The following is a 12,105-nucleotide window of genomic DNA, read 5'->3' as shown; positions in this document are numbered from 1 at the left end:
CGGCGCGTTGCACGGCCACAAAGTGTGAACTACGTTTTCTGCACGTGCACAAGATGCAGCCGCAGCGGCACGCACGAGAGTTCACCGGGGGGACAGCAATGGAACTGCCGCACAAGGGATCGCGCGCCGTGGACCGCGAAGCGTCGTCGACGCAGGCAAGCGCCGCAGGCGCGCGGCCGCGCCCATGAAGCACCTCATCATCAGCCGTGAACTGCCGCCCGCGCCCTATGCGGCGGGGGGGATAGGCACCTACGTCGACAACATCATGCGGCTTCTGGCCGCCGAGGGCGAGACGGTGCACGTCATCGGCCAGCGCTGGGAGGGCGCACCGGATCGCCACGAGGTGCGCTGCGGCGGGCGCCTGGTGATCCACCGCATCGCCCCCGAGGATCGACCGCCCCGGCCCTTGGCGGGTCACGCGCGGGCGCGCTGGGCGGAGGAGCTGCGCGCGTTGCGTGGCGCGCCTTTCCCCAACCAATGGTTCGCCCTGCACGCAGCCCTTCTGGCCGAGCGTCTGATCGAGGAAGAGGGTATCGACGTCATCGAGGGCCAAGAGTGGGAGGCGCCCCTCTACTACCTCCTGCTGCGCCGCGAGCTGGGCCTGGCGCCCGCGCGTCGACCACCCTGCATCGTGCACCTGCACTCGCCGAGCGAATTCATAACCCGCTACGACGGGCAGCACGGCGCGAGCGCCGGCGCCTACGCCATGCAGCACATGGAACGCTACTGCATCATCCGCGCCGATGCCCACCTATGCCCCAGCCGATTTCTGGCGCGCCAGTGCGAGGCGCATTACGGCCTGGCGCCGAACAGCGTGTCGGTGATCCGCCTGCCCATTGGCGACCTCACGCCGCAGGTGCGCAGTGCGCTGACCTGGACCAGGGGCAGTATTTGCTACGTCGGGCGCCTGGAGCCGCGCAAGGGCGTCATCGAATGGGTGGATGCCGCGGTTCAGGCGGCCGCGCGCGATCCGAACGTGTGTTTCGATTTCATCGGCGCGGACCACCCGGCCGGCGACGGCGGCCTGAGCATGCGCGCCTTCCTGCGCCAGCGCATTCCCCCGCCGCTACGTCCACGCTTCCGCTTCCACGGCCCCCAGCCGCGCGAGGCCCTGCCGGGTTTTCTGGCGCGCGCCCGCGCCGCGGTGGTGCCCTCGCGCTGGGAGAACTTCCCCAACACCTGTATCGAGGCCATGGGCAGCGGCCTGCCGGTGATCGCCTCGCGCTTCGGCGGCATGGCGGAGATGGTCGGGGACGGCGAGACCGGCTGGATCGCCGATGCGCCCGATCAGACCACACTCGCGCCGGCGCTGCACGAGGCGCTGCAGCGCTGCCTTCGCGCCTCGCCCGCGCAGCGCCAGGCCATGGGGGAGGCGGCGGCGGCAGCCGTGCGCACCCTGTGCGACAACCGCCGCATCGTGCAGACACACATCGCCCTGCGCGCCCGCGTGGCCGAGCGCGGCGCGGGCGCGCGGGCCGAGACCGCCGCCTCGGCACCCGCGCCCGGCGTGGTGCTGTGGGTGCGCAGCGTCCACGGAGCGCGCAGCGCACTGGATGCGCTGCACGCGCAGACTACACCGCCGACGTGCCTGGTCGTGGTCGGGCCGCCCGAGAGCGCGGTCAAGGCCGAGGCCGACGCCGCCGGCGCGGCCTTGGTGGCATTGCGCGCGCAGAGCGGCACCGAGGCCTGGAACGCAGGCTATGCCCGCGCCGCGCGCGCGGGCGCCGCTGCCGCACCTGGATGGATGTTTCTCGACGAGGACGACCTGCTCGCCCCCGACGCCCTGGAGCGGCTGGGGGCGGCACTGGCGGCGGCGCCCGACGCAGGGCTGGTCACGTGCTGGAGCGCGCTGCCGGAGGGTGGGACGCACGTGCCGCTCGATCCCGCCCTGCCGCATCTGTGGTTCGCGCCGGCGCTCGGTCATGCGACGGTGTTTCGCGCGACGGCCTTGCCGCCGGGGGAGCCTTTTGCGCCCGCCGCCGGGGCGGGGCTGGAGCGTTGGGAACTGGCGGTAGGCGTACTCGCCCTCGGCTGGCGCGGACTTACCTATCCCGCGCTGCTCGCCCGGCGCGCGCGCGATCCACTGCCCGGCGTGCTGCCGTGGGAGACGCTGGTGGCCTTCCGCGAGCGGCGCGCGGCACTGGTACGCCGCCATCCGGAGGCGCTGGCGCGCGCCGCGCACCTCATCACCGAGGTGTTCGTCCCCCTGGACGCACGCACGCTGCCTCCGCCGCCACCCCGGCCGCGGGGACGGCGCGAGGCGTGGCGGCGGCGGGCCGCGCGACTGCGCCGCCGCGCGGCCCGCTGGCTCGCGCGCCTGCAAGGGGGCGTGGCCCCGGCGCGCACGCTGCGCGAGGAGAGCGCACCGTGAACGAGCGCCTGTGCGTGATCATTTGTACCCACAATCGCGCCGGCCCCCTACGTGGGGCCATTGAGAGCGTTCTCGCGCAGCATGACCCGGCAAGGGATTTCCAGTTACTGGTGGTGGACAACGCCTCCACCGACCGCACCGCCGAGGTGGTGGCCGCGTATCCGGACGTGCGCTATGTGTACGAGTCCACACCGGGCCTCAACCCGGCGCGCAACGCCGGCTGGCGGGCGGCGCACGCGCGCTACGTCGCGTTCCTGGACGACGACGCCGAGGCCGCACCCGGATGGATCTCCGCCGTGCGGGCCGGGCTCGCCGCCGCGGACGGGCGGCCGGCCATCGTCGGCGGCCCGGTGGAGCCGGTGTGGTGCGGGGCGCGCCCCGCCTGGCTGTCCGACCAGCTCGCCGTGGCGCTGCCGGCCATCGACTGGGGCGGCGAGGCGCGCGCACTGGGCGACGTAGCCAGCGAGTGGCTGATCGGGGCGAACATGGCGATGCCGGTGGCGCTGCTCGAGTCGGTGGGCGGGTTCGACCCGCGCCTGGACCGCTGCGGTGCCAACCTGCTGTCTAACGGCGACATCCTCATTCAGCGCGAGGCGCAGCGGCGCGGCTATCCCCGGCTATACCGGCCCGACATGCGCGTGCGCCATCCGGTGGCCCCTGCGCGCCTCACGCCCCGCTGGTTTCGCCAGCGCCACTACTGGCAGGGACGCTCCGATGCGGCAATGGAAATGATCGAGCGTCGGCCGGACGCGCGCCGGCGCATGCGCGCGGTGCTGCGCCGGGCCGCGCGGCTGCTCGGCTCGACGCAGACGCTGCGTGATCTCGTGCGCCCCGCGCGCGATGCACAGGCCTTCACCCGCCATTGCTTCGCGCTGATCGAACTGGGGCACATCGCCGGCTTGCTAGGCGCAGGGAGGCGCGCATGAGCCGGCTCCTGCGTCTGCGCTTCGTCCATACGCGCTACCCGCACTGGTGTGCGCGCTCAGGCTTTACGCAAGTCGTGCGCCACCTCGATCCTGCCGGCTTTCGCAGCGTGCTGGACGGCGCGGCCGACAGTGACGACGACGTGCCGCGCTGGCTTGCGGCCGCCAAACCCTGGCTGCGCCGGCGCGTCGCGCGCGGCGCGATGCCTTGGTACAAACTGGGCGACCTGATGGCCGAGCTGCGCGCCCTTCCGGGGGCGCTGGCGGGACGCTATCACGCGGTCCACTTCCTCGACGGGGAACATGCGGGCCAGTACCTGCCGCGCTGGCTCAAACGCGTGCCCTGGCCGCGTCCCGTGACGGTCGCGAGCTTCCATCAGCCGCACACCCTGCAGGAACAACTTCTCAACCCGACCCTGATCGGCGCCCTGGACCACGTTACGGTGCTCTCGCCCTCTCAGGTGCCGTTTCTCGCGCGCTACCTGCCGCGCGAGCGCATCCACTTGTTTGCGCATGGCGTCGACACGGCGTTCTTCCGCCCGCCGATGCAGCGGCAACACACCGATCGCCTGCACTGCATCACCGTGGGCCACTGGCTGCGGGACTGGCCGCTCATGCGCGCCGTCGCCGCGGCATTCCGCGACGACCCTCGCGTGCACTTCCACGTGGTGAGCAGTGGCGACACTGGCCTCGATGGATTACCCAATGTCACCCTCTACCGCGGCATCTCGGACGACGAGCTCGCGCAACGCTATCGTCAAGCGGACGCGCTCCTGCTGCCGCTCACGGAATGCACGGCCAACAACGCGCTCCTGGAGGGCATCGCCAGCGGGCTGCCGGCCGTCACGACCGATCTGGCGGGAACGCGCTTTCATCTCGCCGGCGCGGGCGCCATCCTGACTCCGCCCGCCGACGCAAGAGCGTGCGTGGAAGCACTGCGCGCCCTACGTGATCAGCCGGACCGGCGCGCCGCCCTCGCCCGCGAGGCCCGGCGGCGCGCCGAGGAACTGGCGTGGCCGAGCATCGCGCTCCGCTTCGAGACGTTCTATCGGGAGATCGTGACGCGCGGCACGCGGTTCGAAGCGCGTCTGCCTGCGCCCGGCGCCATCAGGCGACGCCGGTCTTCCAAAATCCATTAGCCCCGCAGCCGCGTTGCGCGCGTGACACACTCACGCGCACGGCCTCGCAACGTCCTCGCTCATCGTCCCCCCGCTTGGTGCAGCGGTGCCGCCGCACCGGGTTCGCGTGCGGAGGAAGGCGCCCCCTTCGCCGAGCTCTCGACGCACGCTCTCGCGAATCCGAGCAGCCGGGCGTCTACCGAGGGTGGGTGCTCATGCAGATACCGCTCCAGTGCCTGGAGGGAAGGCGGCGGGCGCTGCGCGGTCTGGAACGCGCACTTGCCGTCACGAAGTCCGCGCAGCGACTGACGCACCGCTTGGCGAAACTCTCGGTTGCGCAACAGGCGCGCGTCCGCCGCGGCCGCCCGCGCGAGGCAGAGCAACTGACCACGGGCGTCATTCGCGCGTGCACACAGTTCCGCCAGGTAATAGCGGTGGAATCGACTGTAAACCCCGCGGCGCAAGGCGCGCGGCATCGTCGGGTGGTGGCGGCGCAGCGCGGCGAACACGAACCGGTGGGCGCGCGCCATGCGCCGCCAGTTGCTGCTCGACATGCTGCTGGTCAACTGGCGATAGCCCACGACCAGCCGCGGCAGCCTCACGAAGTGGAAGTGCCGCGCCACACGCAGGTGCAGATCGTAATCTTCACATCCTTCGGCCCGGCGCGCGCGAAGCGTGGGGTCATAGCCGCCACAGCGCTCGAAGCACGCGCGGCGAAACACCGTGGCGCTGGCGTTGCCGATGAAGAACTCGACCATCAGCGCGGCGTACACATCGCCCTCTTCGCCCCCCGCGTTGTATCCGCCGGTCGGCCGGCCGGCTTCATCGACGTGCACCGACCACGCATACGCGGCGCCCACGCGCTCGGATTCGGCCGATAGCCGCCGCACCTGCAGCGCAAGCATGTCGGGAAACCACAGGTCATCCGCATCCAGCGGTGCGATGTACTCGCCGCGCGCGTGCGCGATACCGGCGTTGCGCGCCGCGGCCACTCCGGCGTTGGCTTGGCGCAGGAGTCTCACGCGCGGATCACGTCGTACGTAGTCCGCCACGACGCGCGCCGTGCCATCCGTGGATCCGTCGTCGACCACCAGCAGTTCCAGATTCTGGTAGTCCTGCCCGATGACGGAGTCGATCGCCTGCCTGATAAAGCGCTCGGCGTTGTAGGCCGGCATCACTACCGACACCAATCCGCCCTTTCCCGTTACCATGCCGTTGCTCCCGCAGGCATCGCCGGCACCGGACCCGTGCCTGCCCTGTGCATGCCACTTCCTCGTGTGATGTGCCTGCTCGCTGCCGGCGCGCGGCGCGCGCTCAACCGATGACGGCGCGCGGCCTCACGCTGCGAAGCGCGCCTCAAGGCATTTCCATGCGCGGCGAGGGATTAACGTCCGCTGGCAGTTCCCAGCGCGCGGGGAGGCGCAGCACGCCCTCCCCGGCGGCGGGCGCGTCGATCTGCATGCGGTAAGCGCGCGCATGATAGTCGAACATCCGTTCCCAGTTCTCGTGGTAAAGCCCCACTTCGACAAAGTACGCCCCGCCCGCCAGATCGTGGCGATCGAGCCACAACCGGACCCGCCCGCGCCCGTTTGCCATGGGCACGACGATACCGGCTTCGTGCGAATTGAGATCGCAACACACCACGCCGTCGTCGCGCACCAGCTTCACCTGAATGATGGGCGGCGGCAGCGCGCGGTGCGCGACGAACGCCATCTCGATGGGCAGGGCCGCCCTCGCCTGCAGCGCCGCCGGCACCCGTACGTCCGTCAGTTCCACCTCCAGGGTGCCGAAGCGGTTCTCGTTCATGGTCAGCGGCACCCCCGCTGCCGTGGCCGTTGCCACCGGCGTGATCGGGTCGCCGGTGTCAGCGCCCGGCACGGCGGCTTCGTAAGCCGCCACCACTTCGGCCGTCGTCCCGTGACGGCGAACCTGACCCTTCTCCAACCACAGGACCTGGTCGCACAGCCGACGCACTTCAGCCACGTTGTGCGATACGAGCAATATGGCGGTGCCCTCACGCTTGAAGTGTGCAATACGCTCCATGCAGCGGTTCTGGAAACTGAGGTCACCGACCGACAGAACTTCATCAATGAGTAGCACTTCGGGATCGGTGTGCGCGGCAATCGCGAACCCCAGGCGCAGGCGCATACCACTGCTGTAGGTGCGCAGCGGGGCGTCGATGAATGCCTCGAGCTCAGCAAAGCCGACGATGTCGTCCATGCGCCGCGCAACCTCCCGACGCGTGAGTCCGGAGATCACGCCGTTGACGTACGCATTCTCGCGCCCCGTGAGTTCGGGATGGAAACCGAGGCCGAGATCCAGCAGGGCGCCGATGCGCCCGTTGACGCGCAGACTGCCGGCATCGGGTTGGCTCACGCCGCCGACCAAGCGCAACAGGGTCGATTTACCGGCACCGTTGTGGCCGATCACGCCGAGCATCCGCCCGCGCTCCAGGCTGAAGCTCACGTCCTGCAGTGCCCACAGCACGGCCTCGGGGCGCAGGCCGCGCCAATTGCCAAGCAGGACGTCCTTCAGTCGATCGGGGCGACTGCGGCTGTAGCGCCGGAAACGCTTTCTGATACCGGCACAGGCTATGGCGATTGGCGTGTTCATAGTTCGTCCACCTTACGAACCGCGGCGCGGCGGTATAGGCGCACACTGAAATACAGCACCAGCAATGAGACCAAGAACACGACGGCCAGGCGCTCCCAGTCGGGACGGGTGTCGTACATCAGCACCGCGCGGTAGGCCTCCAACAGCGGCACCATGGGGTTCATCTGATACCAGTATTGATACGCTTCCGGCACCCGCTGCGCCTCGTAGAACACCGGGCTCAGAAACATCGACAGACGCAGCAGAACGTCGAGGAAATGCTGGATATCGCGAAAATACGCGTTCGCGGCCGCCACGAAGTAGGCCAGCGCGAGTATGAACACGAAGTTCACGGCCAGGATCAAGGGCAAGGTGAGCAGGCCCAGACCCGGCCGGCTACCGCCGACGATCAAGAACACGGTCAGCACGGGCAAGGCGAACAGCAAGTACACCAAGTGCGTGCTCAGGATGATCGGCGGCAGGATAGTAGGCGGAAAGCCCGGCTGGCGTAGCATGGTGGCATTGTTGGTGATCGAACCGGCCGACTGCGCCAGCGAGGCGGTCACCCAGCCCCACACCAGCAACCCGGTCAGGGCAAACGAGGTAAAACGCGGGGTGTCCATCGCCAGGATGACCTGGAACACGAAATAGAACACCAACAGGTGCAGCAACGGGTTCACCATGGTCCAGGCGATGCCGAGGACGGACCGCTTGTAACGCACCCGCACGTCGCGCCAAACCATCTCGCGCATCAGGTCGCGCAAGTAGCCCAGGCGCTGCAGAACGTGGGGCGCCGGTGCCGGGTAGGAAACGTTCATGCGCTACCCCTGCCCGCTTGTCCCTCATCGGCGGTGATTCTCTGATGCCAAGCCCACGCGGTGGCAACGATGTCGTCGAGCTGGCCATAGTGCGGACGCCAGTCCAACGCGCGGGCCGCCGCGCCCGGATCGGCGACCAGGTGTGGTGGATCGCCGGCCCGGCGCGGCGCGCCGCGCGTGGTGATTGTGCATCCGGTGACGCGCCGCGCGGCGTCCACGATTTCCTGCACCGAGTAGCCGCGCCCCAAACCGAGATTGAACGCTGAGCTGACCCCGCCGCCGCGCAGGTACTCCAGCGCCTGCACATGCGCGCTGGCGAGATCGGCCACATGCACATAATCCCGCACCGCAGTACCGTCCGGAGTCGGATAGTCCGTGCCATAGATGTCGATGTGCGCGCGCCGCCCCTGCGCGACCTCCAACACCAGCGGGATGAGGTGGGTCTCGGGCTCGTGCGCCTCCCCCACCTCCTGCTCGGGGTCGGCGCCGGCGGCATTGAAGTAACGCAGGCTCACATGCCGTAGCCCGTAAGCACGGCCGAAGTCCTGCATGATCTGCTCGACCATCAGCTTGCTGCGTCCGTAGGGATTGACGGGGCGGGTAGGCGTGCGCTCGTCGATCAATGCCTGTTCCGGCTCGCCGAAAATGGCACAGGTGCTGGAGAAAACCAGGTTCGCGCAGCCGTGGCGACGCATTGCCTCCAAGAGCGCGACGCTGGCCGCGACGTTATTGGCGTAGTACTTGCCGGGGGCGCCCACCGATTCGCCCACATAGGCGTAGGCCGCGAAGTGCAGCACCGCTTCAGGCCGGTACTGAGAGAACACGTGATCGAGGATCGCCGCATCGCGTACATCACCCTCCACCAACGCCCCCCACTTGACCGCCCAGCGGTGGCCGTACACCAAGTTGTCGAGCACGATCGGCCGGTAGCCCGCCGCCGCCAACGCCTTGCAGGTGTGGCTGCCGATGTAGCCCGCGCCTCCCGTGACCAGGATGGTCCTCATCCTTTCCCCCTTCGGCGGCTCCGGCGCCGCTCTCCCTTGTTCTACTCTGTGTCGTCGCGTACGAGGATCGCGCAATGCGCTACCAGCATCCCTCGCGCGGCGCCCGCAGAAGCTCTTCAAAGTAGTTGATGGTCTTGACCAGCCCCTCCTCCAGCCCTACCTGCGGCGACCAATCGAGCCGCTCGCGGGCCAGCGAAATGTCCGGCCGTCGACGGTGCGGGTCGTCCTGCGGCAGGGGGCGGTAGTCGATCTTGGATCGGCTGCCGGTCAGGTTGACGACATGCTCGGCCAGTTCGCCGACCGGCATCTCGTGCGGGTTGCCGAGGTTCACCGGCCCGGTGAAATCCGCCGGCGAGTTCATCAGGCGGATCAGGCCCTCGACCAGGTCGTCGACGTAGCAGAACGAACGCGTCTGCGATCCATCTCCGTAAACGGTGAGGGGTTCGCCGCGCAGCGCCTGTACGATGAAGTTGGAGACCACGCGCCCATCATCCGGGTGCATGCGCGGACCGTAGGTGTTGAAGATCCGTCCCACCTTGACCTCGACCCCGTGCTGGCGGTGATAGTCGAAGAAGAGCGTCTCGGCGCAGCGCTTGCCTTCGTCATAGCAGGCGCGTACGCCGATGGGGTTCACGCTGCCCCAGTAGCTCTCGGTCTGCGGATGAACCTCGGGATCGCCATAGCACTCCGAGGTCGAGGCCTGCAGCACCCGCGCCTTCACGCGCTTGGCCAAGCCGAGCATATTGATCGAGCCGTGCACGTTGACCTTGGTGGTCTGCACGGGATCCTTCTGGTAATGCACCGGAGCCGCAGGACAGGCGAGGTTGTAGATACGATCCACTTCGACGTAAAGCGGCAGGGTGATGTCGTGGCGCAGCAGTTCGAAATAGGGGTTGTCCATCAAGTGTTCGATGTTGCGTTTGGAGCCGGTGTAGAAATTGTCCACACACAACACGTCGCACCCCATCGCCAATAGGCGCTCGCAGAGGTGGGAGCCGACGAAACCTGCCCCTCCGGTCACCAAGGTCCGTTTATCCAGTAACGCCCTCATCTAATGCACTCCTTTGCGCGTTGCGTAGTTTCAATGCTGGTCCCGACTGCGGTTCAGCGGGCCCGCCGAGCCAGGCACGCGCCAAGGCCAAACGATCCTCGCCGCCGGCGCTTCGCTTCCCTCCCGCCGCGTGTCCGTAAAGGCGCTGTTCCAACTCCTCGACCGTCAGCTTAGACGCGACGCGCTTGGTGGGCGCGGGCGCTCGGTCCCGCAGGCGGCGCACGGCGTGGCGCGCCATCTGCCGAAAGCGGCGCTCCTGCCACAAACGCCAATCCGCGATGCCTGCGCGCGCCAGGCAGCACAGCACGCCCCAATAGTCGTCAGTGCGACCACACTGCCACGCGAGATAGCGATAAAAACTCGCATTCGACCAGCGTCGTACGGCGGCCGGCAGGCGGGGGTGGCTCGTGCGCAGGTTGTCGATCACGTAACGATGGGAGCGCGCCATCCGTGCCCAGTTGCAGGACATGCTGTCGGGCAGCAGTCGGTATCCGATCAACAGGCGCGGGACGCAGGCGAAACGGAAATGGCGGGCAAAGCGCAAATACAGATCAGCGTCCTCGCAGCCTTCGGCGTCGCGCGCGCGCAGGCTGGCGTCATAGCCGCCGCAACGCTCGACGCAGGCCTGCCGAAACAAGGTGGCGCTGGCATTGCCAATGAAGTTGCCCAGCACCAAGGCGGCGTACACGTCCCCTTCCTCCTGCGCAGCACTGTAGCCGCCGGTCAACGCGCCGTGCTCGTTGATGTGGGCGGACCACGCATAGACGACGCCCACCTCGTCCGGTGCTTGTTCCAGGCACGCCACCTGCAGGGCGAGTTTATTCGGATACCAAAGGTCGTCCGCGTCCAACGGTGCGATATATTCGCCGCGCGCGTGCGCCAAGCCTCGATTGCGGGCCGCGGCAACGCCGGCATTGCCCTGGCGCAGCAGGCGCACCCGCGCGTCGCGCCGGGCGTAGCGCCGTACGATCTCGACCGTCCCGTCGCACGAGCCATCGTCGACCACCAGCAACTCGAGCGTGCGGTAGCTCTGATTGAGCACCGACTGGATCGCCGCCTCCAAATAGCGTTCTGCATTGAACGCCGGCATGACCACCGAAACCAAGGCGCGCTGACCGGGCACGACGACCTCCCCCCCTTGCCCGGCGTGACCCGGACAACCACTTCTTCTGCTTTTCGGTATTAAGGCTTAGTTAGGGAACACGGCGTCGTCAAGAACAGTGGTGGCGCATCACGAAGAAAACTTGCGTTCGCTTCGTCGGTCATGGACGAGACGGGAAGGACGAGATCAGGAGAAAACAACCGTCTTGTTGCCGTGAATCAGCACCCGGTCTTCGAGGTGGTAGCGCAGGCCGCGGGCGAGCACGCTTTTTTCCACGTCGCGCCCGAGTCGCACCAAGTCGTCGACGCTGTCGTCATGCTGCACGCGCACCACGTCCTGCTCGATGATGGGGCCGGCATCGAGGTCGGCGGTCACGTAGTGGCAGGTGGCCCCGATGAGTTTGACGCCGCGTTCGGCCGCCTGGTGGTAGGGCCGCGCGCCGGCGAAGGAGGGTAGGAAGCTGTGGTGGATATTGATGATCCTGCCCGCATAATGTTCGCAGAGCGCGGGCGGCAGGATCTGCATGTAACGGGCGAGCACCACGGTGTCCGCCTCGGCTCTGTCGATCAACTCGCGGACCCTGGCGAACGCTTCTCGGCGCGCGATCTCGCTCCGCCCCACCGGCACGTGATGAAAAGGCACGCCGTAGGCGGCGGCGTACTCCGCGAGGTCGGGATGGTTGGCAATCACGCAGGGAAGGTCAAACGGCAGTTCACCGCTGCGCCAACGATACAGGAGATCAGCGAGGCAATGCGGCTCGCGACTGGCCATCAGCACGACCCGGCGCGGCACACCCGCATCCGACACCCGCCACTCCATGGCGTACTCGCGCGCCAGGGGTGCGAATGCCGCGCGCAGGCCCTGCGCGTCCCAGGGCAGCGAATCCGCGCGCAACTCGTAGCGCATGAAGAACCAGCCGCTGGTGGGGTCGGAGTGCTGCGCCGCCTCCGTGATCCAGCCGCCATGCTCGGCGATGAAGCGGGTCACCGCGGCGATCAATCCCACTCGGTCAGGACAGGCGGCCGTCAGGCGCAGACTTGCCACGGTAAGAGGCTCCTCTCCCAATCCAATCCACCGCTCATGGCTCAGTTCCCCCAAGCAGTGCGGCTACGCCAACTAATGACAG

General features: G+C 68.2%; 10 protein-coding genes. 3 read left to right on the top strand and 7 right to left on the bottom strand.

The features are described from left to right. Positions 1–184: 184 nt before the first annotated feature. From HUS23_11155 to HUS23_11145, 3 genes are read left to right on the top strand one after another with little or no spacing between them, the layout of a single operon-like run. Positions 185–2,371, top strand: a complete 2,187-nt coding sequence (locus tag HUS23_11155) for a glycosyltransferase family 4 protein (GenBank protein QKT04327.1) — start codon at positions 185–187, stop codon at positions 2,369–2,371. Then, positions 2,368–3,297, top strand: a complete 930-nt coding sequence (locus HUS23_11150; GenBank protein ID QKT04326.1) for a glycosyltransferase family 2 protein — start codon at positions 2,368–2,370, stop codon at positions 3,295–3,297. Before HUS23_11155 ends, HUS23_11150 begins: the two co-directional genes overlap by 4 nt. After that, complete coding sequence (locus HUS23_11145) at positions 3,294–4,433, top strand: glycosyltransferase family 4 protein (protein QKT04325.1); 1,140 nt, start codon at positions 3,294–3,296, stop codon at positions 4,431–4,433. Before HUS23_11150 ends, HUS23_11145 begins: the two co-directional genes overlap by 4 nt. Before the next feature lie 59 nt (positions 4,434–4,492). Here the strand turns inward: HUS23_11145 and HUS23_11140 are convergent, their stop codons facing one another. The 7 genes from HUS23_11140 to purU form a co-directional block, all read right to left on the bottom strand. Continuing rightward, positions 4,493–5,623: a glycosyltransferase family 2 protein gene (locus tag HUS23_11140; GenBank protein QKT04324.1), complete on the bottom strand. Its 1,131-nt coding sequence runs from the start codon at positions 5,621–5,623 to the stop codon at positions 4,493–4,495. Positions 5,624–5,768: 145 nt separating this feature from the next. Beyond that, positions 5,769–7,025: an ABC transporter ATP-binding protein gene (locus HUS23_11135; GenBank protein QKT04323.1), complete on the bottom strand. Its 1,257-nt coding sequence runs from the start codon at positions 7,023–7,025 to the stop codon at positions 5,769–5,771. Next, complete coding sequence (locus HUS23_11130) at positions 7,022–7,822, bottom strand: ABC transporter permease (protein ID QKT04322.1); 801 nt, start codon at positions 7,820–7,822, stop codon at positions 7,022–7,024. Before HUS23_11130 ends, HUS23_11135 begins: the two co-directional genes overlap by 4 nt. After that, positions 7,819–8,826 carry a UDP-glucose 4-epimerase GalE gene (gene galE / locus HUS23_11125; GenBank protein QKT04321.1) on the bottom strand — a complete coding sequence of 336 codons (1,008 nt, stop codon included), beginning with the start codon at positions 8,824–8,826 and terminating at the stop codon, positions 7,819–7,821. The genes HUS23_11130 and galE overlap by 4 nt, the downstream gene beginning before the upstream one ends. Before the next feature lie 79 nt (positions 8,827–8,905). Then, positions 8,906–9,877 (bottom strand): SDR family oxidoreductase, encoded by a 972-nt coding sequence (locus tag HUS23_11120; protein ID QKT04320.1) that lies wholly within the window; start codon positions 9,875–9,877, stop codon positions 8,906–8,908. After that, positions 9,858–11,000, bottom strand: a complete 1,143-nt coding sequence (locus HUS23_11115; protein QKT04319.1) for a glycosyltransferase — start codon at positions 10,998–11,000, stop codon at positions 9,858–9,860. Before HUS23_11115 ends, HUS23_11120 begins: the two co-directional genes overlap by 20 nt. 165 nt (positions 11,001–11,165) lie before the next feature. Beyond that, positions 11,166–12,023, bottom strand: a complete 858-nt coding sequence (gene purU, locus HUS23_11110) for a formyltetrahydrofolate deformylase (protein QKT04318.1) — start codon at positions 12,021–12,023, stop codon at positions 11,166–11,168. Positions 12,024–12,105: the final 82 nt, after the last annotated feature.

The organism is Ectothiorhodospiraceae bacterium 2226 (assembly GCA_013348725.1).
Taxonomy (GTDB): Bacteria; Pseudomonadota; Gammaproteobacteria.
The sequence above is the reverse complement of the archived record's forward strand: the minus strand, read 5'-3'. Positions and strand labels throughout refer to the sequence as shown.

Excerpts from the sequence above, each read along its gene's own strand:
- HUS23_11155 (QKT04327.1), top strand. The coding sequence starts at position 185 with ATGAAGCACCTCATCATCAGCCGTGAACTGCCGCCCGCGCCCTATGCG.
- HUS23_11145 (QKT04325.1), top strand. The coding sequence starts at position 3,294 with ATGAGCCGGCTCCTGCGTCTGCGCTTCGTCCATACGCGCTACCCGCAC.
- galE (QKT04321.1), bottom strand. The coding sequence starts at position 8,826 with ATGAGGACCATCCTGGTCACGGGAGGCGCGGGCTACATCGGCAGCCAC.
- HUS23_11130 (QKT04322.1), bottom strand. The coding sequence starts at position 7,822 with ATGAACGTTTCCTACCCGGCACCGGCGCCCCACGTTCTGCAGCGCCTG.
- HUS23_11135 (QKT04323.1), bottom strand. The coding sequence starts at position 7,025 with ATGAACACGCCAATCGCCATAGCCTGTGCCGGTATCAGAAAGCGTTTC.
- HUS23_11120 (QKT04320.1), bottom strand. The coding sequence starts at position 9,877 with ATGAGGGCGTTACTGGATAAACGGACCTTGGTGACCGGAGGGGCAGGT.
- HUS23_11140 (QKT04324.1), bottom strand. The coding sequence starts at position 5,623 with ATGGTAACGGGAAAGGGCGGATTGGTGTCGGTAGTGATGCCGGCCTAC.